This is a genomic window from Streptomyces sp. NBC_00727, assembly GCF_045161745.1.
Taxonomy (GTDB): Bacteria; Actinomycetota; Actinomycetes; order Streptomycetales; family Streptomycetaceae; genus Streptomyces.
Genome location: NZ_CP108981.1, coordinates 408,810 through 428,715, shown reverse-complemented (window position 1 = coordinate 428,715; position 19,906 = coordinate 408,810). Strand labels below are relative to the sequence as shown.

General features: G+C 74.0%; 19 protein-coding genes. 7 read left to right on the top strand and 12 right to left on the bottom strand.

Going from position 1 to position 19,906, the window contains the following annotated elements:
* Positions 1 to 59: 59 nt before the first annotated feature.
* Positions 60 to 3,434 carry a pyruvate carboxylase gene (locus OG242_RS01965; protein ID WP_405896472.1) on the bottom strand — a complete coding sequence of 1,125 codons (3,375 nt, stop codon included), beginning with the start codon at positions 3,432 to 3,434 and terminating at the stop codon, positions 60 to 62.
* A gap of 266 nt (positions 3,435 to 3,700) precedes the next feature.
* Here OG242_RS01965 and OG242_RS01960 point away from each other — a divergent pair, with 266 nt between their 5' ends.
* Positions 3,701 to 4,450 carry an IclR family transcriptional regulator gene (locus tag OG242_RS01960; RefSeq protein ID WP_405896471.1) on the top strand — a complete coding sequence of 250 codons (750 nt, stop codon included), beginning with the start codon at positions 3,701 to 3,703 and terminating at the stop codon, positions 4,448 to 4,450.
* A 17-nt stretch (positions 4,451 to 4,467) separates the two neighbouring features.
* On the opposite strand, the gene ligD is transcribed toward OG242_RS01960, so the two are convergent.
* From ligD to OG242_RS01925, 7 genes are all read right to left on the bottom strand, one after another.
* Positions 4,468 to 5,436, bottom strand: a complete 969-nt coding sequence (gene ligD / locus OG242_RS01955; protein WP_405896470.1) for a non-homologous end-joining DNA ligase — start codon at positions 5,434 to 5,436, stop codon at positions 4,468 to 4,470.
* A gap of 46 nt (positions 5,437 to 5,482) precedes the next feature.
* On the bottom strand, positions 5,483 to 6,079 hold the full coding sequence (locus OG242_RS01950) for a hypothetical protein (RefSeq protein WP_405896469.1): 597 nt from the start codon (positions 6,077 to 6,079) through the stop codon (positions 5,483 to 5,485).
* Positions 6,080 to 6,082: 3 nt separating this feature from the next.
* On the bottom strand, positions 6,083 to 6,340 hold the full coding sequence (locus OG242_RS01945; protein WP_405896468.1) for a hypothetical protein: 258 nt from the start codon (positions 6,338 to 6,340) through the stop codon (positions 6,083 to 6,085).
* A 155-nt stretch (positions 6,341 to 6,495) separates the two neighbouring features.
* Positions 6,496 to 7,128 carry a class I SAM-dependent methyltransferase gene (locus tag OG242_RS01940; protein ID WP_405896467.1) on the bottom strand — a complete coding sequence of 211 codons (633 nt, stop codon included), beginning with the start codon at positions 7,126 to 7,128 and terminating at the stop codon, positions 6,496 to 6,498.
* Positions 7,129 to 7,174: 46 nt separating this feature from the next.
* Positions 7,175 to 8,188, bottom strand: a complete 1,014-nt coding sequence (locus OG242_RS01935; protein WP_405896466.1) for an NAD(P)/FAD-dependent oxidoreductase — start codon at positions 8,186 to 8,188, stop codon at positions 7,175 to 7,177.
* Entirely contained in the window at positions 8,185 to 8,706 is a 522-nt protein-coding gene (locus tag OG242_RS01930; RefSeq protein ID WP_405896465.1) for an isoprenylcysteine carboxyl methyltransferase family protein, read from the bottom strand. Before OG242_RS01930 ends, OG242_RS01935 begins: the two co-directional genes overlap by 4 nt.
* A 12-nt stretch (positions 8,707 to 8,718) precedes the next feature.
* Positions 8,719 to 9,774, bottom strand: coding sequence for a type III polyketide synthase (locus OG242_RS01925; RefSeq protein WP_405896464.1), 1,056 nt, complete (start codon positions 9,772 to 9,774; stop codon positions 8,719 to 8,721).
* 99 nt (positions 9,775 to 9,873) lie between these two features.
* Between OG242_RS01925 and OG242_RS01920 the strand changes: the two genes are divergently transcribed.
* Positions 9,874 to 10,737: a UbiA family prenyltransferase gene (locus tag OG242_RS01920; RefSeq protein ID WP_405896463.1), complete on the top strand. Its 864-nt coding sequence runs from the start codon at positions 9,874 to 9,876 to the stop codon at positions 10,735 to 10,737.
* A 13-nt stretch (positions 10,738 to 10,750) separates the two neighbouring features.
* Here the strand turns inward: OG242_RS01920 and OG242_RS01915 are convergent, their stop codons facing one another.
* Both OG242_RS01915 and OG242_RS01910 read right to left on the bottom strand, forming a co-directional pair.
* Entirely contained in the window at positions 10,751 to 11,485 is a 735-nt protein-coding gene (locus OG242_RS01915) for an SDR family oxidoreductase (RefSeq protein WP_405896462.1), read from the bottom strand.
* A 145-nt stretch (positions 11,486 to 11,630) separates the two neighbouring features.
* Positions 11,631 to 11,813 carry a DUF6381 family protein gene (locus OG242_RS01910; protein ID WP_405896461.1) on the bottom strand — a complete coding sequence of 61 codons (183 nt, stop codon included), beginning with the start codon at positions 11,811 to 11,813 and terminating at the stop codon, positions 11,631 to 11,633.
* A gap of 150 nt (positions 11,814 to 11,963) precedes the next feature.
* On the opposite strand from OG242_RS01910, the gene OG242_RS01905 reads away from it, so the two are divergent.
* Positions 11,964 to 12,647: a ribonuclease H gene (locus tag OG242_RS01905; protein ID WP_405896460.1), complete on the top strand. Its 684-nt coding sequence runs from the start codon at positions 11,964 to 11,966 to the stop codon at positions 12,645 to 12,647.
* A 165-nt stretch (positions 12,648 to 12,812) separates the two neighbouring features.
* Positions 12,813 to 13,532, top strand: a complete 720-nt coding sequence (locus OG242_RS01900; protein WP_405896459.1) for a CDP-alcohol phosphatidyltransferase family protein — start codon at positions 12,813 to 12,815, stop codon at positions 13,530 to 13,532.
* Here OG242_RS01900 and OG242_RS01895 read toward each other — a convergent pair.
* Positions 13,501 to 13,947: an adenylyltransferase/cytidyltransferase family protein gene (locus tag OG242_RS01895; protein WP_405896458.1), complete on the bottom strand. Its 447-nt coding sequence runs from the start codon at positions 13,945 to 13,947 to the stop codon at positions 13,501 to 13,503. The genes OG242_RS01900 and OG242_RS01895 overlap by 32 nt on opposite strands.
* A gap of 152 nt (positions 13,948 to 14,099) precedes the next feature.
* Here OG242_RS01895 and OG242_RS01890 point away from each other — a divergent pair, with 152 nt between their 5' ends.
* From OG242_RS01890 to OG242_RS01880, 3 genes are read left to right on the top strand one after another with little or no spacing between them, the layout of a single operon-like run.
* Entirely contained in the window at positions 14,100 to 15,362 is a 1,263-nt protein-coding gene (locus tag OG242_RS01890; RefSeq protein ID WP_405896457.1) for a glycosyltransferase, read from the top strand.
* Positions 15,359 to 17,101, top strand: coding sequence for a lipopolysaccharide biosynthesis protein (locus OG242_RS01885; protein ID WP_405896456.1), 1,743 nt, complete (start codon positions 15,359 to 15,361; stop codon positions 17,099 to 17,101). Before OG242_RS01890 ends, OG242_RS01885 begins: the two co-directional genes overlap by 4 nt.
* On the top strand, positions 17,098 to 18,351 hold the full coding sequence (locus OG242_RS01880; RefSeq protein ID WP_405896455.1) for a hypothetical protein: 1,254 nt from the start codon (positions 17,098 to 17,100) through the stop codon (positions 18,349 to 18,351). The genes OG242_RS01885 and OG242_RS01880 overlap by 4 nt, the downstream gene beginning before the upstream one ends.
* Here the strand turns inward: OG242_RS01880 and OG242_RS01875 are convergent.
* Complete coding sequence (locus OG242_RS01875) at positions 18,311 to 19,852, bottom strand: hypothetical protein (RefSeq protein WP_405896454.1); 1,542 nt, start codon at positions 19,850 to 19,852, stop codon at positions 18,311 to 18,313. The two genes, OG242_RS01880 and OG242_RS01875, sit on opposite strands and share 41 nt — an antisense overlap.
* Between the last annotated feature and the right edge of the window lie 54 nt (positions 19,853 to 19,906).

Here is a 19,906-nt window from a genome sequence, read left to right as displayed (position 1 = left end):
AGAAGAAGCCCGTCGGCGGAGGACGTCTCCTCCGCCGACGGGCGGTACCCGGGGGCCGGTCAGCCGATCTCGATCAGCAGGTCGCCCGCCTCCACCTGCTGGACCCGTCCGATCGCCAGGCGGCGCACCACCCCGGCCGACTGGGCGGTGATCGACGCCTCCATCTTCATCGCCTCGATCGTGGCGACCGTCTGGCCCGCCGACACCGACGCGCCCTGCTCCACCTGGAGCGTCACCACCCCGGCGAACGGCGCCGCCACCTGGCCCGGGTCGGAGCGGTCCGCCTTCTCCGCCGCCTTCACCTCGGTCGCCACTGACCTGTCCCGCACCGACACCGGCCGCAACTGGCCGTTGAGTGTGGCCAGTACGCTGCGGAAGCCGCGCTCGTCCGCCTCGGAGATGGCCTCCAGCTCGATCAGCAGCGTCACGCCCGGTTCGAGGGTGACCGGGTGCTCGGTCTCCGGCTCCAGCCCGTACAGGAAGTCCTGCGTCGACAGCACCGAGGTGTCGCCGTACGCCTCCCGGTGGGCGGTGAACTCCTTGGTCGGGCCCGGGAACAGCAGCCGGTTCAGCGTCGCGCGCGGCGACTCGCGCAGCGCCTCGCGGTCCTCGTCCGACAGGTGCGGCGCCCGCGCCTTCTCGGGCCGGCCCTGCAGCGCCCGGGTGCGGAACGGCTCGGGCCAGCCGCCGGGCGGGTCGCCCAGCTCACCGCGGAGGAAGCCGATCACAGAGTCGGGCACGTCGAACTTGCCCGGGTCGGACTCGAAGTCGGCGGCCCCCACGCCCGCGCCCACCAGATGCAGCGCCAGGTCACCGACCACCTTCGACGACGGGGTCACCTTCACCAGCCGGCCCAGCATCCGGTCGGCCGCCGCGTAGCAGTCCTCGATCAGCTCGAAGCGGTCGCCGAGGCCCAGCGCGATGGCCTGCTGCCGCAGGTTGGACAGCTGGCCGCCCGGGATCTCGTGGTGGTAGATCCGGCCGGTCGGCGAGGCGAGCCCCGACTCGAACGGGGCGTACACCTTGCGGGTCGCCTCCCAGTACGGCTCCAGGTCGCCGACCGCCTGGAGGGACAGGCCCGTCGCGCGCTCCGTGTGGTCGGTCGCCGCCACCAGCGCGGACAGCGGCGGCTGGCTGGTGGTGCCGGCCATCGACGCGACGGCCGCGTCCACCGCGTCCACCCCGGCGTCGATCGCGGCGATCAGCGTGCCCAGCTGGCCGCCCGCCGTGTCGTGGGTGTGCAGGTGCACCGGCAGGTCGAACCGCTCGCGCAGCGCGGTGACCAGGGTGCGCGCGGCCGGCGGACGCAGCAGCCCCGCCATGTCCTTGATGGCGAGCACATGGGCGCCCGCCTCCACGATCTGCTCCGCGAGCCGCAGGTAGTAGTCCAGCGTGTACAGGGTCTCGCCCGGGTCCGACAGGTCGGCGGTGTAGCACAGCGCCACCTCCGCCAGCGAGGTCCCCGTGGCGCGTACCGCGTCGATCGCCGGACGCATCTGCGACACGTCGTTGAGGGCGTCGAAGATACGGAAGATGTCCATCCCGGCCGAGGCCGCCTCCGAGACGAACGCCTCGGTGACCTCGGTCGGGTACGGCGTGTACCCCACCGTGTTGCGGCCGCGCAGCAGCATCTGCGTACAGATGTTGGGCACCGCCTCACGGATCTTGACCAGCCGCTCCCACGGGTCCTCCGCGAGGAACCGCAGCGCCACGTCGTAGGTGGCGCCGCCCCAGCACTCCAGGCTCAGCAACTGCGGAGCGGTGTGCGCGACATGCGGCGCGACCGCCAGCAGGTCCCGGGTGCGGACCCGGGTGGCGAGCAGCGACTGGTGGGCGTCGCGGAACGTGGTGTCGGTGACGGCCACGGCCGACTGCGCCCGCAGCTCGGCGGCGAACGCCTCGGGACCCAGCTCGGCCAGGCGCTGCCGCGAACCGGGCGGCGGCGTCCCCGGCGGCAGGGCGGGCAGCTTGTCCGCCGGGTCGATGACCGAAGGCCGGGGCCCGTACGGGCGGTTGACCGTGGTCTCCGCCAGGTAGCCGAGCATCCGGCTGCCGCGGTCGGCCGAAGGACGGGCCCGGATCAGCTCAGGGTGCTCGTCGATGAAAGAGGTCGTGATGCGCCCCGCCCGGAAGTCCGGGTGGTCCAGCACCGCGCCCAGGAACGGCAGGTTCGTCGCCACCCCGCGGATGCGGAACTCGGCGATGGCCCGGCGCGCCCGGCGGGCCGCGTTGGTGAAGTCGTGGCCGTGGCAGGTGAGCTTCACCAGCATCGAGTCGAAGTGCGCCGACACCTCCGCACCCGTGTGGACGGTCCCGCCGTCCAGCCGGACGCCGGGGCCGCCGGGGGAGCGGTACGCGGAGATGGTGCCGGTGTCCGGACGGAAGCCGTTGACCGGGTCCTCCGTCGTGATGCGGCACTGCATCGCCGTCCCGTTGAGCGTGATGTCCTCCTGCGACAGCCGCAGTTCGGGCAGCGTCATGCCCGCCGCGATCCGCAGCTGCGCGATCACCAGGTCGCGCCCGGTGACCTGCTCCGTCACCGTGTGCTCGACCTGGATGCGCGGGTTCATCTCGATGAAGACGTGGTTGCCGCGCTCGTCGACGAGGAACTCGACGGTGCCCGCGTTCACGTACCCGATGTGCCGGGCGAAGGCGACCGCGTCCGCGCAGATCCGCGCCCGCAGCTCGGGGTCCAGGTTCGGGGCCGGTGCGATCTCGACGACCTTCTGGTGGCGGCGCTGGAGCGAGCAGTCCCGCTCGTACAGATGCACCACGTTGCCCTCGGCGTCGGCCAGGATCTGCACCTCGATGTGGCGGGGGTTGATCACCGCCTGCTCCAGGAACACCGTCGCGTCCCCGAACGCGGACCGCGCCTCGCGCATCGCCGCGTCGATCGACTCACGCAGCTCGCCCGGCTCCGCCACCCGGCGCATGCCCCGCCCGCCGCCACCGGCGACCGCCTTCACGAAGACCGGGAAGCCGATCTCCTCCGAGGCCGCGACGAGGACGTCCACGTCCTCCGACGGCTCGGACGACTTGAGGACCGGCACACCCGCCTCCCGGGCCGCCGCCACCGCACGGGACTTGTTGCCCGTCAGGTTCAGCACCGACGCCGGCGGGCCGACGAACGTGATGCCCGCCTCCGCGCACGCCGCCGCCAGGTCCGGGTTCTCCGAAAGGAAGCCGTAACCGGGGTAGATCGCGTCCGCGCCCGCCTTGCGGGCCGCCTTCACCACCTCGTCCACCGACAGGTACGCCCGCACGGGATGCCCCGGCTCACCGATCCGGTAGGCCTCGTCCGCCTTGGCCCGGTGCAGGGAGTTGCGGTCCTCGTGCGGATACACGGCCACGGTGGAGATGCCGAGCTCGAAGGCCGCGCGGAACGCGCGGATCGCGATCTCCCCGCGGTTGGCGACCAATACCTTGTCGAACATCAAACTCCCCAGTCGTGTCACGAGCGTGTGGCGTCAAGGACGGGCGGTACGGCAAGGACACGCGATTTCCGCGTCGGAGACCGTACGGCGGTGGCGAGGTGCTCCGTAACCCTCCGGGACCGGAGCGTTCGACACCGTACCGGAGACTTCCCCCGAGATCGCGAGCGCAAAAGATGGCTTGCGTCACGCCCCAAAACGTCCCCCGGACGCAGTGCTGCCACGGGGACGTTTTGCCGGTCCCTGGCAGTGGGGCCATGCTGGTGGGCATGGCCGACCACGCCGGCCCCGAACCCGTCGCCGCCGTGCGGCGCGCACTCCGTCTGCTGGAGGCCGCCGGGGCGCACGGGGGCGAGGCCACCGCACAGCAGCTGGCCCGGGAGGCGGGGCTTCCCCCGGCCGCGGTGGGCGAACTGCTGCCCATGCTGGTCGGCGACGGCTATCTGAGGGAGCTGGAGGACCACACCTTCGTCCTCGCCGACACCGACCCGGGCGGCGGCCCCGGCACGCAGCCGGTGCCCGCCCGCGTACGGCCCGCCCTGACCGTCCTGCGCAACGACACGTCGGCCGCCGCCTACCTGACGCTCTACGTGGACGGCGAGATCCGGGTCATGGAGATCGTCGACAGCGCGCGCACCCCGCGGGTGGACCTCTGGGTGGGTCTTGAGGAGGCCGGGCACGCCACGGCCCTCGGTAAAAGTGTGCTGCGCGAGCTCGACGATGACGCGCGCGCCGACTACTTCTCCCGGCACGACCTGACCGGGCTCACGCCCCGGACCATCACGCACCAGGAGGAGCTGGTCCGGGAGCTGGACGGCTCGCCCGCACCGGTGGTCATGGACCGCGGGGAGTACGTGCGCGGCACCACCTGCGTGGCGGTGCCGGTCTACAGCGGCGAGCAGGTGGGGTCCCTCGGCATCTCCTTCCGCTCCGACCGGATGTACCGCACCTCGCAGGTCCGCGAGGAGCTGCTGTCGGCCGCCGTCAGCGTGTCCCGCAGGCTCACCCTGCCCCGCTGACGCGCCTTGCCAGGCCCTCAGCCCAGCCTGGTCAGGTCCGGCCGCAGCCGCTGCCACACCGGGTGCCGCAGCCGCCCCGCCGCCGTCCACTGCGACGCGCTGACCTCCGCGACCAGCCGCGGCTCCACCCAGTGCGTCCCGGGCACATCGACCGGACCCGTGAACGGGGACCCCGGGCACGCGAGGACCTTCAGGTACTCCCGCAGCTCGCCCAGCTCCCGGTCCGACATCCCCGATCCCACGGAGCCCGCGTACCGCAGACCGGCCGGGTCGTCCACCCCGACCAGCACCGCCCCCGGCACACCCGTGGGCGCGCCCCTGCGCTGGGTCCACCCACCGATGACCACGTCCAGGGTCTCGACCCGCTTCGTCTTGCGCCAGTCGGGTGAACGGAGCCCCGGCGTGTACAGGGAGGACAGCCGCTTGGCGACCACCCCCTCCAGGCCGCCGCGCACGACGGTCTCCCACGCCTTCGCGCCCTGACCGCGCACATAGGACGGCACCGACCAGTGCGGCCCGGCGGACAGCACCCCGGACAGGACCGCGCGCCGCTCCTCGTAGGCCAGGGAGGTCAGCACCCGGCCGTCGAGGAACATCACGTCGAAGACCACCAGGTGCGCGGGGAAGTCCAGCGCCAGGCGGGCGGCGCGGCGGGCGTTCATGATCCCCATCCGGCGCTGGAGCAGCCCGAAGTCGGACCGCCCCGACGCGTCCAGGGCCACGATCTCGCCGTCCAGGACCACGCTGCGCCCGCGCAGTACGTCTCCGAGGGCGTGCAGCTCCGGATAGGTCGGCGTGACGTCGTTGTGTGCCCGTGAGGTCAGCCGCAGCGTGCCGTCGCCCGGTGCCGTGACGACGCAGCGGGCCCCGTCCCACTTGGCCTCGAACGCCCACTCCGCGTCCGGTACGGGCAGCGGTCCCGGTACGGCCAGCATCGGTGCGATCGAGGGGAGCGCCCCGGAGGCGTCCGAGGAGGTGGGGGCCATAGCCTCCATGATCGAACGGCCGGCCGGTCCCCGCAGTCCGGGACGGTCAGGCCGCCCAGGCCGACACCGTCAGGGTGGCGGCGAGGACCCGCCACAGCGCCCAGGCGCCCGCCCGGCTCGCCGCGCCGCACGGCACACTCCTGGTGCAGGAGGTCTCCCGGTCCTGCCACGCGGCGACGTCCAGGTAGTGGAAGCCGAAGGTGCGCGTGAAGGTGAACCGGATGTGCAGGCCCGCGCCCAGGTCGTGGCCGGGGAGCGTGGCGATCTGGAGACGGTCGCCGGCGGCGGACTCCACGCGCACCGGATTGCCGCCGAGCAGGTCGCACGCGTCACCCGAGCGGACCCGGTCCGGGCAGCCGCCGCTCACCGGGAACAGCCAGAAGTGCCCGGTCAGCTGCCGGCGTACGGCCTCCGGCGTGGTGAACGGGTGCGCCCCGAGTCCGAAGCCGTACCAGTACAGCAGGCGCTCGCCGTCGAGGCAGCGCTCGCGGTCCGGGTCGCAGTCACCGGCCGTGGCCCGTGGGGGAGCCGCCTGCCGGGGCCCGGCGTCCGCGCGGGCCGCCGGGGCGGCGAGCACCAGCGCGAGGCAGGGTGCCGCCGCGAGCGCCAGGGCGCGCCGGGCGCCCCGGCGCTCACGGAACACGGCTCAGCCCGGTGACTCGTCCGGCACCGGGTGCTCCGGATGCACCCCGGCGTTGCGGGCCTCACCCCGCCCGGACCCGGACTCGTCCGGATCGGGCACGTCGTGGCCGTCGTCCCCGTCGCGCCCGGCACGCGGCGGCGTCGGCACGTCCATCGGGTCCTCGCCCTCCTGGACCTGCTGGTCGGGCATGTCCGCGGGCACGGGAGGGGGGCTCGGGGACGCACCCTCGTGGACGGGCCCCTCTGGTCTGCGGTCGGTCATGGAGATCCTCCGTCGTCGTCCCCGCGGGCAGGCGGCGGGGCCATCGGTAGCCTCGCGGCGCGGGTACCCGCAGCGCGCCCGCCAACTCATTGTGGTCCGGCCGGGACGACACGGCATGTCCGCCGGACCCGGCACGACGTGACCCGCTCCCCGGCTCAGCGCCGCCGGGCGAGCAGGAACATCTGCGGTTCGGGGACGGCCGCCGGGACGGCGGGGACGAACATGATGCTCCTGCGCGACAGCACGGTGAACCCGGCCTCCTCCACCAGCGCGGTGAACGCGTCCTCGCCGAAGCTGGTGACCTCCACCGGCTGACCCATGAACGTGCCGCCGACCCCCTCCACGTCCAGCGGCACCGTCGCCACCGCGAGATGACCCTCCGGTCGCAGTACACGCGCGGCCAGCCGCAGCACGTCGCCCTGCTCGGAGCGCGACATCTGCAGCAGCGCGAAGTACATGCACACCGCGTCGAACGTGCCGTCCTCCAACGGGAGCGTGCGGATGTCGGCGCACCGGAATTCGGCCCCGGGCACCTGGCGGGAGGCGATGTCCACCATCACCGGCGAGACGTCCACCCCCAGCACCTCGTGTCCGGCGTCGACGAGCGCCCGGGCCGTCGGCCGGCCCGTGCCGCTGCCGATGTCCAGCACCCGGCCGTGCTCGGGCAGCACCGCCAGGAGCTGGTCCAGCGAGGCGCGGTGCGCGGCCGAACCGGCGAACGCCTCTTCGTATACGGTGCCGAGGGCGTCGAACACCGCCGCCGCTGTGCGAGGTTGTCCCGCTGACATGGCAGACCCCTTCCTGCTTCGGTCGTGTTCCGGTACTCCCACACTTCTACTGCAACGCGCGCACCGCCGCCGCGAAAACCGCCGGAGCCCGGTGTGCGGCCGGCACGATCAGCCGGGCCGTGGCGGGGCGCCGGGCCGCCACCAGCAGCCCGGCCGTCAGCATCCGGTGACGCAGCGTCAGCCGCTGCCAGCGGGCCGGGTACGCCTCCGGCCGGCCCGCGGCCAGGGCGTCCACCGCAGCGCCCGCCGTCGCCACGGCCAGCGCGATCCCTTCGCCGGTCAGCGCGTCCAGGTAGCCCGCCGCGTCCCCGACCAGCAGCACCCGCCCGGCCCGCCGCGCCCGCGCCCGCTGACGCAGTGGACCGGCACCCCGTACGGGCCCCGCCTCCCGGCCCGTCAGCAGCGCGGCGAGCCGGGGGAACGCGGCCAGGTGACGCCCGTACGGCAGCCGCTCCCGGCTGAGCACCGCCACCCCCACCGAGCCGTCGCCGAGCGGTGTCACGTACGCCTCGCCGTGCCGCGACCAGTGCACCTCCACGAAGTCCGTCCACGGGTCCACCCGGTAGTGGCGCCGCAGCCCGTACCGGCGCACCGGCGCCGGGGGGCCGTCGAGCCCCAGCTCCCGGCGCAGCGGCGAGTGCAGCCCGTCGGCGGCGATCAGCCAGCGGGCCGAAAGACCGCACGCCGTCACCCGGTCCTCCTCCTGCCGCACACCGGCCACCTTGCCGGGGACGATACGGACGCCCAGCTCCAGCGCCCGTCGGTGCAGCGCCGAGTGCAGGACGGTGCGCCGGACCCCGAGCCCCGGTCCGCCCCGGAACGGGGCGACCGCGCTGCGCGGGCCCGCCACGTACCGGATGCCGCGCAGCGGCCGCCCGCCCACCGGGACACCCAGGGCCCCCAGCGCCGCCACGCCGCTGGGCATGATCCCCTCGCCGCACGCCTTGTCGACGGGGGCCGGGCGGGGCTCCACGACCACGGTCTCCATGCCGAGCCCCGCGGCCCGGATCGCCGCGGCCAGCCCGGCCGGGCCGCCTCCCGCGACCAGCAGGTCGATCACGCCGGCACGCCCGGAGCGGCGGCGAGCGCCGCCTCCTCGCACCGCACCCGTACGGCCATCAGCACCGCGTTGCACACGGTGAAGACCGCGGCCGTCACCCACGCGCCGTGCACCAGCGGCAGTGCGATTCCCTCGGCCGCGACGGCCACGTAGTTGGGGTGGCGCAGCAGCCGGTACGGGCCGCCCGTCACCAGGGGCAGGCCGGGCACCACGACGACGCGGGTGTTCCAGCGGTGTCCGAGCGTACGGATGCACCACCAGCGCAGGCCCTGCGCGGCCAGGACCACCGCCACCATCGCCCAGCCGAGCAGCGGCACGAACGGCCGGTCCGCCACGACCGCCTCGGCCAGGCAGCCCGCGAGCAGCGCCGTGTGCAGGGCGACCATCGCCGGATAGTGGCCCCGGCCCGACTCGACACCGCCCCTCGCCCGGGCCCAGCGGGTGTTGCGCAGGGCGACGGCGAGTTCGGCGACCCGCTCACCGGCGACGGCCAGCACCAGCACGGCGTACCAGATCATGTCTCCTCCGATCTACCAGCGCAGCAGCACGAGTTCGCTGCAGAAGCCGGGGCCCATGGCCATCAGCAGACCCGGCGAGCCCCGTTCCGGACGGCGTTGCTCCAGGGTGTCGCGCAGCACGTGGAGCACCGAGGCCGAGGAGAGGTTGCCCACCTCGGCGAGCGACCGCCACGTCACGTCGAGCGCCCCCTCGGGCAGCGACAGGACGTCGGACACGGCCTCCAGGACCTTCGGGCCGCCCGGGTGGCACACCCAGTGCGCCACGTCCTTCGGCTTCAGCCCGTGCTCCGCCAGGAATTCGCGTACGTCGTCCGCCAGATGGCGGCGCACCACGTCCGGCACGCCGGGGTCGAGCATCACCTTGAAACCGGTGTCGCGGATGTCCCAGCCCATCACGTGCGCGGTGTCCGGATACATGCGGCTGCGCGTGGCCACCACCTCGGGGCCCTCGCCGGAGCCCCGGCCCGCGCCGAGCGCCACGACGGCGGCCGCCCCGTCACCGAACAGCGCGGTCGCCACCAGGTTCGCCGGTGTCGCGTCCCACCGCTGGAACGTCAGCGAGCACAGCTCCACGGAGAGCAGCACCGCCACGTCGTCGGGCCGGCCCAGCAGGTAGTCGTGCAGCCGGGCCACCCCGGCCGCCCCCGCCACACAGCCGAGCCCGAACACCGGCAGCCGCTTCACATCCGGCCGCAGCCCGAGCCGCCCCACGAGCCGGGCGTCCACGGAGGGTGCCGCCACGCCCGTCACGGACGTGAACATCAGCAGGTCCACGTCCTCGGGCCGCAGCCCCGCCGTCCGCAGCGCCCCGCGCAGCGCGTCGGCGCCCAGATCGACCGCCGCGCCGATGAACACGTCGTTGGCGTCCCCGAAGCCGCGCAGCTCCCCGTACTGCTCCAGGGGCAGCACCATGGTGCGCGTGCGCACCCGGGCGTTCGCGTGCAGCCGGTCCAGGACACGCCGGTCCGCGCCCGGCGGCAGACACGTCCGGGCCACCATGTCGGTGACCTCCGCCTGTGTGTGCCGGTACGGGGCCGGGGTGCCGTGCACGGCCGCGATCCGGGTCATCGCGGGTCCCGCTGAGGATGCGTCATGCGCTCATCCCTGCCCCACGAGAGGGACGAACCACCGCAAACAACCCGTGCGGGTGTCACCTACCATCACGCCATGGGCACCCCGGAACCTCCGCTCACCTCCGCCGCCCCCGCCCGGCCCCTCCACCACACGGCCGCCCTGGCCCGCTCCTGCCACCCGGGCCCGGTGGCCGCGGTGACCGTGATCGCCGCGCTCCTCGCCACGGGGTCGGGTCTTGACGGGGCGCGGCGGGCCCTGCTGGTCGCCGCGGTGCTGACCGGTCAGCTCTCGGTGGGCTGGTGCAACGACGCGTTCGACGCCCGGCGGGACGCGGCGGCCGGTCGCCGCGGCAAACCGGTGGCCGACGGCTCGGTGGGCGCGCGGACGGTGTGGGCGGCGGCCCTCACCGCCGCCCTGCTCTGCGTCCCGCTCTCCCTCGCCTGCGGCCCGCTCGCCGGAACCCTGCACCTCGCGGCGGTCGCCGCGGCCTGGGCGTACAACCTCGGCGTGAAGGCGACGCTCCTGTCCTGGCTGCCGTACGCGACCGGCTTCGCCGCCCTGCCCGCCATGGCCGCCCTGACGGTACCCGGCGGCCCGCCCCCGCCCTGGTGGCTGCCGACAGCCGGCGCCCTGCTCGGCGTCGCCGCCCACCTGGGCGACGTACTCCCCGACATCGAGGACGACCTGCGCGCGGGCGTACGCGGCCTGCCCCAACGCCTCGGCCCCACCGCGACGGCCGCGCTCCTCCCCGTACCGCTCCTGGCAGCCTCCGCCACCCTCGCCCTGGGCCCCCCGGGCCCGCCCGGCCCCTGGGGCACGACGACCCTGGCCCTCGCCCTCCCGACAGCCCTGACCGGCCTCCTCCTCACCCCCAAGTGGCGCAAGGCCCCGCTGGCCGCGGCCGCGATCCTGGCAGCGGCGGACGTGGTGCTGCTGGCGGTACGGGGAGCGGGGTGACCCGGAGCGGCGGCTACCGGCCGCCCGCCACCCGCATGACCGTCCCCGTCGCGTACGACGCGTCCGGGGAGAGGAGCCAGGCGACGGCGCCCGCGATTTCTTCCGGGAGGCCGGGGCGGCCCAGGGGGGTGCCGGGGCCGAGTCTGTCGGGGCGCTCGGGGTCCGCGTGGAATTCGGTGCGGATGACGCCGGGGGCGACCGCGTTGACGCGGATGCCGGCCGGGCCGACCTCCTTGGACAGGCCGACGGTCATCGTGTCGACGGCGCCCTTGGCGGCGGCGTAGTGCACGTACTCGCCGGGGCTGCCCAGCGTGGCGGCGGCCGAGGACACGTTGACGATCGCCCCGCCGCCCGAGGCCGTCATGTCGCGGACCGCGCGCCGCGCGCAGAGCAGGTAGCCGAGGACGTTGACCTCCAGGGCGCGCCGCATGCCCGCCGCGTCGGCGTCGGCCAGGGGACCGACCGGGCCGCTCATGCCCGCGTTGTTGACCAGGCCGGTGACCGGGCCCAGTTCGGCGGCCGCGGTGTCGAAGAGGCGGTCCACGTCCGCCTCGTCGGCCGTGTCCGCCCGGACCGTCACACAGCGCCGGCCCGTCGCACGTACCGCGTCGGCGACCGCCTCGGCCGCCGCGGAGTCCGCGTGGTAGGCCAGCGCGATGTCATGGCCCTCACCTGCCAGCCGTACGCATACCGCCGCACCGATGCCGCGGCTGCCGCCGGTGACCACGGTGACCGGTCGACCGTTCATGGCGGGCCCCACCTTTCGTCGTACTCGCTTGCGGGGCCATCGTAGGCGGGGATGATCAACGGCCCGGCGCCGCCCTGTGAACGCGGCGGTGGACTGCCACCCACTCATGGAAGAGTGACAGTCCACCGGTCTGTGTGCCGTGTCGTCACACGGCGAGGTCGTTGTTCTCGCGGCCGTCCTGCTGCTCGCTCTGCTCCTGGAGCCTGCGGGCCTTCTCCTGGAGCCGGCGGCGCTGCTCCGGGTCGCCGGTGCGCTCCGCGGCCTCGGTCAGGTGCCGGGCCTTCTCGCGCATCTGCTGGGCTCGGTTCACCTCTCGTGCAACGCTCATCGTCACTCCTCGGGGACGGTAGGGGAGAGCGGGCCCCTACAGGGAAGCAGCGCGCCGTCACCAACGCACGCCGAAGCATCACGCACCGTGATGGCCGCAGGTGGGGGTGGGCGGAACGGACCGGCCCCGGGCGCTGGCATGATCGGGGGTATGAACGAGCGCATGATCGCCGCGTGTGACGGGGCGTCGAAGGGTAATCCGGGGCCCGCGGCCTGGGCCTATGTGGTGGCCGACACCCAGGGGCGGCCCCAGCGGTGGGAGGCGGGGCCGCTCGGCACCGCCACCAACAACATCGCCGAGCTCACCGCACTCCAGGAGCTCCTTGAGTCGGTGGACCCCGCCGTGGCGCTCGAGGTCCGGATGGACTCGCAGTACGCGATGAACGCGGTCACCAAGTGGCTGCCGGGCTGGAAGCGCAACGGCTGGAAGACCTCGGCCGGCAAACCCGTCGCCAACCGCGAGCTGGTGACCCGCATCGACGAACTCCTCGGCGGGCGGGCCGTCACCTTCGTCTACGTACCGGCCCACCAGGTGGACGGCGACCCGCTCAACGCCCTCGCCGACCAGGCCGCCAGCGAGGTGGCCGTCACCCAGAGCGCCGCCGGCACCTCGCGCGGCTCGGCCACCCCCGTCCCCGCGCCCTCCCGCGCCACGGAGGGCCGCCGGACCGGCGCCGCGGTGAAGAAGACGGGCGGCACGGGGCGCACCGGCGCCACCATCCGGGCCAGGTTCGCCGGCCGCTGCCACTGCGGGAAGCCGTACGCGGCCAAGGACATGATCGCGAAGAACGACCACGGCTGGGGCCACCCGGAGTGCCGCACGGCCGCCGCCTGACCGCCCCTCCGGAAGCGGCTGCTTCCGGCCGACCGGCCGCGTACGCCCACCAGGTGGGGCGAACCACCCGCGCGGGGCAGCGGCCCGTGCCATGATGCGGCTCCGGTGGTTCACGGTGTGCGCCGCCGGGGGAGCGTCCGGGAACGCCGACACGCTGGGGGGCGTATGGAGAGCACGTCGACGGTGCTGCGTCAGCTGCGCGGTGCGCAGAAGACGGCCAAGGGGGTGTCGCTCTACTCGCGGTACGTGAACCGCCCGGCCGGGAGGATCTTCGCCGTCGGCGCCCACCGGCTGGGCATGACACCCAATCAGGTCACCCTGGTGAGCGCCGCGTTCACCTTCGGCGCACTGGCAGGTGCGGCGCTCGTCCGCCCCGGGCCCGGGCTCGCCGTCCTCGTCTACCTCGGGCTCGCCGTGGGTTTCGCCCTCGACTCGGCAGACGGGCAGCTCGCCCGGATGACCGGGCGCGGCGGGCCCGACGGCGAATGGCTGGACCATGTCGTCGACTGCGCCAAGATGATCCTCGTCCACACCGCCGTACTCATCTCGTTCCACCGCTGGTTCGCCCTGCCCGGCGACGGCTGGCTGCTCCTGCCGCTCGGCTTCCTGTTCGTCGCGGTGCTGACGTTCTGCGCGGGGCTGCTGCGGGAGCAGCTCGGCAAGGCGGCGGCGACCGCCCCCGCCTCCGCCGCGCCTCCGTCCCGGCTGCGGGCCGTGGCGCTGCTGCCCGCCGACTACGGGGTGTTCTGCCTGGTGTTCCTGCTGCTCGGCGACGAGACGGCGTTCCGGATCGGATACGCCGTACTCGCCGCCGTGCACGCGCTGTTCCTCGTCCTGTTCCTGGGCAAGTGGTTCAGGGAGCTGAAAGCGCTCCGGGCGCACTGACGAGCGTCTCCAGCGCCCGGCGCAACTGGGTGCTGGAGGTGTGCACGGTGTACGGGAAGTACACGACCTCCACGCCGACCTCGGCGAAGTCGCGTTCGAGCCTCCTGCCCTTGTCCGTGTCCCGCCAGTCGTCCCCCTTGAAGATGACGTCGAACCTGACCTGCTGCCAGGTCTCGACCTTCTCCGGGACGGTCTCGACGAAGGCGGCGTCCACGTATCGCACGCTGCGCACGATCTCCAGCCGTTCCGGGAGCGGGATCACCGGCCGGTGTCCCTTGGCGAGCGTGGCCATCTCGTCCGAGACCACCCCCGCCACCAGGTAGTCGCACTGGCTGCGCGCGTGACGAAGGATATTGAGGTGTCCCACGTGGAACAGGTCGTAGACCCCCGGCGCGTAACCGACCCTGTGCACCATCCGTTCTCTCCCCCCACGGTGAACGCGATGTCCGCGATAGTCCAACGACCTTACTGTGAAGACCACTTGCTCATCTCATGAACGGATAAGCTCGCTTTTGGGGCTGTTCCTCGGTGGAACACAGGTGGCTCCGGGGGGAAGGCGATCGTCCGATGGAAGACGAAGAGCACCGCAGACCGTTCGAGCACCGGCGCCTGCTGGTGGTCTCCACGAACTACGCGCCGGAACTGACCGGCATCGGCCCGTACGCCGCCCAGCTCGCCGAGCACTGGGCCGCGTCCGGCGCCGACACCCACGTCCTGACCGGCATGCCGCACTACCCGGCCTGGCGGACCGAAGCGGCCTACCGCGGCGTGTGGCGGGCCGAGGAGCGGCGGGCCGGCGTCACCGTCCACCGCAGGCGCCACTACGTGCCGCCCCGGCAGAGCGCGTTACGCAGAGCCGCCTTCGAGGCGAGCGTCCTGGCGCACGGCCTCCTCGCCCCGCCCGCGGTGCGCCCCGACGCGGTGATCTCCCAGATACCCAGCCTCGCCGGCGGCGTCATCGGCGCCCGCGCCGCCCGCCGCCACCGGGTGCCGTACATCCCGGTCGTCCAGGACCTGATGGGCGCCGCCGCGGCCCAGAGCGGCATCCGGGGCGGGGACAGGGCGGCCGCCCTCGCCGCGAGGGCCGAGCGGTTCGCACTGGGCGCCGCCACCCTCGTCGGCGTCATCCACGAGAGCTTCGTCCCCCGCGTCACCGCCTACGGGGTGGACCCCGGCCGCATCCGGGTCGTCCCCAACTGGAGCCACGTGCGCACCCCTTCGGCCGGCCGCGCCGCGACCCGGGCCCGGCTCGGCTGGTGCGAGGGCACACCCGTCGTCCTGCACTCCGGGAACATGGGGCTCAAACAGGGCCTGGAGGTTCTGGTCGACGCGGCCAGGCTCGCCCCCGAGATCCGGATCGTCCTGATGGGCGACGGCAACCAGCGCGACGCCTTGCGCGCCCGCGCCGCCGGACTGCCCAACCTGGACTTCCTGCCGCCCGCGGACGCGGAGGAGTTCACCGACATCCTGGCCGCTGCGGACGTCCTCGCCGTCACCCAGCGGGCCTCGGTCCTCGACATGAGCGTGCCCTCCAAGCTCACCTCGTACTTCGTGTCGGGCCGCCCCGTCGTCGCCTCCGTGGCCGACGAGGGCGGCACCGCCGAGGAGGTACGGCGCTCAGGGGCCGGGCTCCTGGTCGCGCCCGAGGACCCGGCCGCGGTGCTCGGCGCCGTACGCAAGCTCGTCGAGTCACCCGCCGAGGCCGACGCGCTCGGCGCCAACGGACCGCGTTACGTGGACAGGTATCTGGGCCGGGAAGCCGCGCTCGCCCGGTTCGACGCCCTGCTCACCGAGGCCCTGCGGGACCACCGGGAGGGACGCCGCCGATGACCGAACCGATCCGCACGCTGGACGAGCAGGACGAACCCGCGCTGCTCAGGGACCAGTTCCGCCAGCTCCTGCGCTACCGGACCCTCCTCGTCACCGGAGTGCTCCTGGGCCTCCTCGGCAGCGGCTGGCTCGCCCTGAGCGGCGAGGACACCTACGCCGCCACCGGCGAGGTGTCCGTACGCTCCGCCGCCTCCGACCCCTTCGCCGCCGGGGCCTCCGCCGACAAGGGCATCAACATCGGCTCCGAACGCCAGACCGCCGTCAGCGACGCCGTGGGCACCATCGCGGCCGGCACCCTCGCCAGACAGGGTGACACCGTGGAGGTCGGCGCGCTGCTCTCCGGGCTCCAGGTCACCAACCCGCCCAACACCCTCGTACTCAAGTTCTCCTACACCGGCCGCACCCCCGAGGAGGCCAGGGCCAGAGCCCAGGCGCTCGCCGAGGCCTACCTGGAGATACGGCGCGAGCGCACCGAGGACAGCATCGACAACATGGTCGACGGCTACCGCGCCCAGCTCAAACCGCTCACCGAACAGCGCGACCGCCTCGCCGAGCAGGAGACCGGAACGAGCGGCGACGACGTCACCAGCGCACGGGCCAACCTCATCGTCGCCATCTCCGCCCTCAACCAGAAGATCTCCGAACTCCGCGCCCTGGACACCACACCCGGCTACCTCAACAAGAAGCCCGTCGCCCCGCAGCACCCCACCGGGGCGGGGCTGCCGCTGCTGCTCGGACTCGGCGGCGTCGTCGGACTCGCCCTCGGGCTGCTGATGTCGTGGGTGCGGCTCGTCTTCGACCCGGCCGTCCGCTCCACCCGGGAACTCGTCCGCTCGCTGGGCGCCCCACTGCTCGGCACCCTGCCCAGGGAGCGCGCCGGAGCACGCTCCCTGCTCGCGATCGGACGCCCCGGCAGCCGGCTCGCCGAGGAGTACCGGGCGGTCGCCTTCCGGCTCGCCTACGACCCCTCCTTCACCGAACGCCGCCGGCTCCTGGTCACCGCGCCCCGGGGCGACAACGACATGGCGCGCGCCGCCGCCGCCAACCTCGCCGCAGCCTTCGCCGAGATGGGCCGGGACGTCCTGCTCGTCGAGGCCGACCTGCGCACCCCGTCCCTGGCCGCCGAGCTGGGCGCGGCCCACCCGGGCACCCGGGGCGGCCCCCGCTGGGCCACGGGCCGGCAGGAACGCGGCTGGCCCGCCGACAGCCGCGCCAACGTCGACGTCCCCGGCTCGGGCGCCTTCACCCTGGTCGCGGGCCGCCGCACCGAGAACGTGCCGCGCGCACTGACCTCCGCCCCCGTCAGCCGCATCCTCGCGGAGGGCGGCCGGCCCGGGGCGGTCGTCATCGTGCTGGCCCCGCCGGTCCTCTCGTACGCCGACGCCGTCGCCCTCGTCGACCGCGTCGAAGGCGTCGTCATCGTCTGTCAGCCGCGCGAGGTGCACCGCAGCGACCTGGAACGCATCCGCGAGATCATCGGCGCGGCGGGCGGCTCGGTCCTCGGCACCCTCCTCCACCCCGGCTACGGCCGACTGGACCGGCGGGCCCGCCGCAACGCCCCCCGGGGGGACGGGCGGGAACGGCAGCCGGCCACGCAGGAGCCCGCCGCCCCGCAGGGCAGGTACGGCGATCCCGACGTGGCCGCCGTCCAGGGCGACCCGGCCGAGACGCTCGGGCTGCGCACCGTGGACGACGGCCACGGACGCGGCGGCCACAACAGCGCCGCCGGACACAGATGAGGGCCCGCGCCGCGATCGTCTGCTCGGTCGCGGACCAGGGGGTGGCGGCCCTCACCAACATCCTGGTGCTGGTGGCCGCCGCCCGGCTCTCCACCGTCGCCGGCTTCGCCCGCTTCTCCGCCGTCTACCTCGTCTTCACCGTGCTGCTCGGCGTCTCCGGCGCCTATACGGGCCAGCCGCTCACCCTGCGCCGGGGCGGGGGCGAGGACACCCGCGGGGCCTGCCGGTCCGCCGCCTGCTTCACCCTGCTCGCCGCCACCGCCCTCGGCGGACTGCTCGCCGCCGTCTGCGCGCTGCTGCCGGGCTCCACGGCACGGGCCCTGATGACGCTGGGCCTTGTCCTGCCCGTGGTGCTCGGGCAGGACATCGCGCGTTACGCCTTCGCCACGCTGCACGCCCAGCACCTGGCCCTGGCCGCCGACACCCTCCGGCTCGTCTGCGTCATGGGGGCACTGGCCGTACAGCCGCACGGGGCACCGGCCGCCCGACTGGTCGCCGTCTGGGGGCTCTCCGCCCTGCCCGCGCTCCTGCTGTCGGCCGTCGCCCTGCACCGCAGGACCGCCGGCGGACCGGTGGCGCTGCGGCCGCTGCTCGCCAAGGGGCACCTCGGCCGGCGGTTCGTCGTGGAGTTCGGCGTCGGCAACGCCACCTCCCAGCTCTCCGTGCTCGGCCTCGGCGCCGTCGGCAACCCGCTCGTCGTGGGCGCCCTGCGCGGCGCCACCACCCTCTTCGGCCCCCTCAACGTGCTGTTCACCTCCGCCACCGGCTTCGGCCCCCCGCTCCTGGGACGGCTCGCCACCGACCGGCTCCGGGTACGCGCCACCGCCGCACTGGCTGCCGTACTCGCCCTGACGGCCGCCTCCTGGGCCACCGTCCTCGCCCTGCTGCCCGGCTCCGTCGGCCGCCATCTGCTCGGCGCCACCTGGCCCGCGGCGGCGGCGCTGCTCCCGGCCACCGGCAGCCAGTACGCGGCGATGGCCGCCGGAACCTGCGGACTGCTGGCCCTGCGGCTCCTCAACCCGCGCACCACGTTGTCCATCCAGGTGGTGTTCTCGCTCGCCTCCGTGGCGTTCCTCGCGGGCGGATACGTCGTCGGGGGCGTCCCGGGCGCCGCCTGGGGGCTGTTCCTGGGCTCGCTCTGCAAGGCAGCCGCCACCTGGATCAGGGTGGCGCGGCTGCGTCGGCGTACCCCGGCCCGCGACGAGGACGTCAGCGCCGACGCCCTGCCCGCCGCTCCCGGAACGTACTGATCGCGGCCAGACACAGCGCGGCGATCGCCAGCTTCCCCGCCGCCTGGAGGAGCGGCCCGCGCAGCAGGATGAAGGTGTAACCGGCGATCAGCGGCGCGGCGATGGCCAGCACGCTTCCGGGGCCCGGCCCCGCCCGGGTGACGGCCAGGGCGTAGCGGCGGTCGGTGCGGGCCGACGCGTAACCGATCAGCGCCATCCCGCCGATCATGCCGGTCGCTCCGAAATCGACCCAGAACTCCGTCCACAGCGGGGCCGACAGATTGGTCATCCGCAGCCCCATCCACTGCCCGACCCGGACCCCGGTGTCCTCCGGCTTCCCGCTCCACACCGCGCGCGGCACGAAGAACAGCCCGGACCCCGCCAGTTGGCGACCATAGGTGTGGCCCCGGGTGCCGACCCACGAGATGGTGTTGGCGAACATCACCATCTGGTCGTAGTCCTTGGTCACCAGCGGATCGAAGACCGAGGCCGACTGCACGGCCCGCTGGCTCCCCTCCTCGTACCGGAACCTGTCCGCGTACGGGAACAGCACCAGCGCCCCCACCACGCCCGCCGTCAGCACCGTCCGGTAGACCGCCGCACTGCTCGGGAACGCGGCGAACACGAACGCCACCACCACAGTGAGGAACCAGTAACGGGCGTTGGAAACCGGGTTGTTCACGAGCAGGTTCAACGCCACCAGCGCCACCCACACCAGCACCGTCGACGGTCTGCGCCGGGCCCGGTACGAGGTCGCCAGGCGGCGGGTGTAGAAGAGGAGCGCCAGCAGCGCGGGGACCTGCCCGAATCCCTTGAGGAACGCCGAGCCCACATTGGACCCCTCCGCCGCCACCCCGCTCGCCGCGACCGTCTCGTTGATCTCCTGCCGGCTGGCGAAGAAAACCGCGGGCCCGCCCAGCTTCAGTACGTAGAACGCGCTCGCCGCGAACGCCAGCAGCACCAGCAGCCGCAGCCGCAGCGGATGGGCCACAGCTCTCCCGCCGCCCGGGCCCCGCGCGGAGGGCGTCCGTCGGCGCAGTGGACGCCGGGACGCCAGCAGCGCCCCCAGGTCGTAGGCGGCGCACCCCACCAGAACCATCGCGACGGCCGTGACCAGGTCCTGGCGCGGCCCCACCATGGGTGTCGGCGTCTGCCCGATCACCACTTGGGCGAACGGCGCCACACCCATCGCGATGTACACGAACATCCAGAAGACGCCCTGGAGCAGCCGCCGCCGGGTGGAGAGGATCATCGTGGCGAGCCGGGCCCCCGCGTAGCAGGTCAGCACCAGCTGGAGCCAGTACGCCGTGTCCCGGACCTCACTGCCGGGCTGTGCGGCGATCACGGCGGGCAGGAAGCAGACCAGGCCCAGGATGAGCGGCACGGACAGCGCCCGCGACAGCATCGACCAGGCGATCGGCCGCTCCGGCGGCTTGGGAGGACCACCGGACCCCCCCGGCTTCGGCGCGCCCGCGACCGTGGGCTCGTCCCGCCCCCGCGCCGACGTGTGCACCGGCGTCATGCGCACCCCCGGGATCAGCGAACTGATGAACACTCTAACGAATCAGCCCACTTG

What these genes read in the sequence shown, in the direction of transcription:
- OG242_RS01885 (WP_405896456.1), top strand. Translation starts at nt 15,359, where the DNA reads ATGACCGAACCGATCCGCACGCTGGACGAGCAGGACGAACCCGCGCTG.
- OG242_RS01960 (WP_405896471.1), top strand. Translation starts at nt 3,701, where the DNA reads ATGGCCGACCACGCCGGCCCCGAACCCGTCGCCGCCGTGCGGCGCGCA.
- ligD (WP_405896470.1), bottom strand. Translation starts at nt 5,436, where the DNA reads ATGGCCCCCACCTCCTCGGACGCCTCCGGGGCGCTCCCCTCGATCGCA.
- OG242_RS01910 (WP_405896461.1), bottom strand. Translation starts at nt 11,813, where the DNA reads ATGAGCGTTGCACGAGAGGTGAACCGAGCCCAGCAGATGCGCGAGAAG.
- OG242_RS01965 (WP_405896472.1), bottom strand. Translation starts at nt 3,434, where the DNA reads ATGTTCGACAAGGTATTGGTCGCCAACCGCGGGGAGATCGCGATCCGC.
- OG242_RS01880 (WP_405896455.1), top strand. Translation starts at nt 17,098, where the DNA reads ATGAGGGCCCGCGCCGCGATCGTCTGCTCGGTCGCGGACCAGGGGGTG.
- OG242_RS01875 (WP_405896454.1), bottom strand. Translation starts at nt 19,852, where the DNA reads ATGACGCCGGTGCACACGTCGGCGCGGGGGCGGGACGAGCCCACGGTC.
- OG242_RS01920 (WP_405896463.1), top strand. Translation starts at nt 9,874, where the DNA reads ATGGGCACCCCGGAACCTCCGCTCACCTCCGCCGCCCCCGCCCGGCCC.
- OG242_RS01945 (WP_405896468.1), bottom strand. Translation starts at nt 6,340, where the DNA reads ATGACCGACCGCAGACCAGAGGGGCCCGTCCACGAGGGTGCGTCCCCG.
- OG242_RS01940 (WP_405896467.1), bottom strand. Translation starts at nt 7,128, where the DNA reads ATGTCAGCGGGACAACCTCGCACAGCGGCGGCGGTGTTCGACGCCCTC.
- OG242_RS01900 (WP_405896459.1), top strand. Translation starts at nt 12,813, where the DNA reads ATGGAGAGCACGTCGACGGTGCTGCGTCAGCTGCGCGGTGCGCAGAAG.
- OG242_RS01930 (WP_405896465.1), bottom strand. Translation starts at nt 8,706, where the DNA reads ATGATCTGGTACGCCGTGCTGGTGCTGGCCGTCGCCGGTGAGCGGGTC.
- OG242_RS01895 (WP_405896458.1), bottom strand. Translation starts at nt 13,947, where the DNA reads ATGGTGCACAGGGTCGGTTACGCGCCGGGGGTCTACGACCTGTTCCAC.
- OG242_RS01915 (WP_405896462.1), bottom strand. Translation starts at nt 11,485, where the DNA reads ATGAACGGTCGACCGGTCACCGTGGTCACCGGCGGCAGCCGCGGCATC.
- OG242_RS01890 (WP_405896457.1), top strand. Translation starts at nt 14,100, where the DNA reads ATGGAAGACGAAGAGCACCGCAGACCGTTCGAGCACCGGCGCCTGCTG.
- OG242_RS01925 (WP_405896464.1), bottom strand. Translation starts at nt 9,774, where the DNA reads ATGACCCGGATCGCGGCCGTGCACGGCACCCCGGCCCCGTACCGGCAC.
- OG242_RS01905 (WP_405896460.1), top strand. Translation starts at nt 11,964, where the DNA reads ATGAACGAGCGCATGATCGCCGCGTGTGACGGGGCGTCGAAGGGTAAT.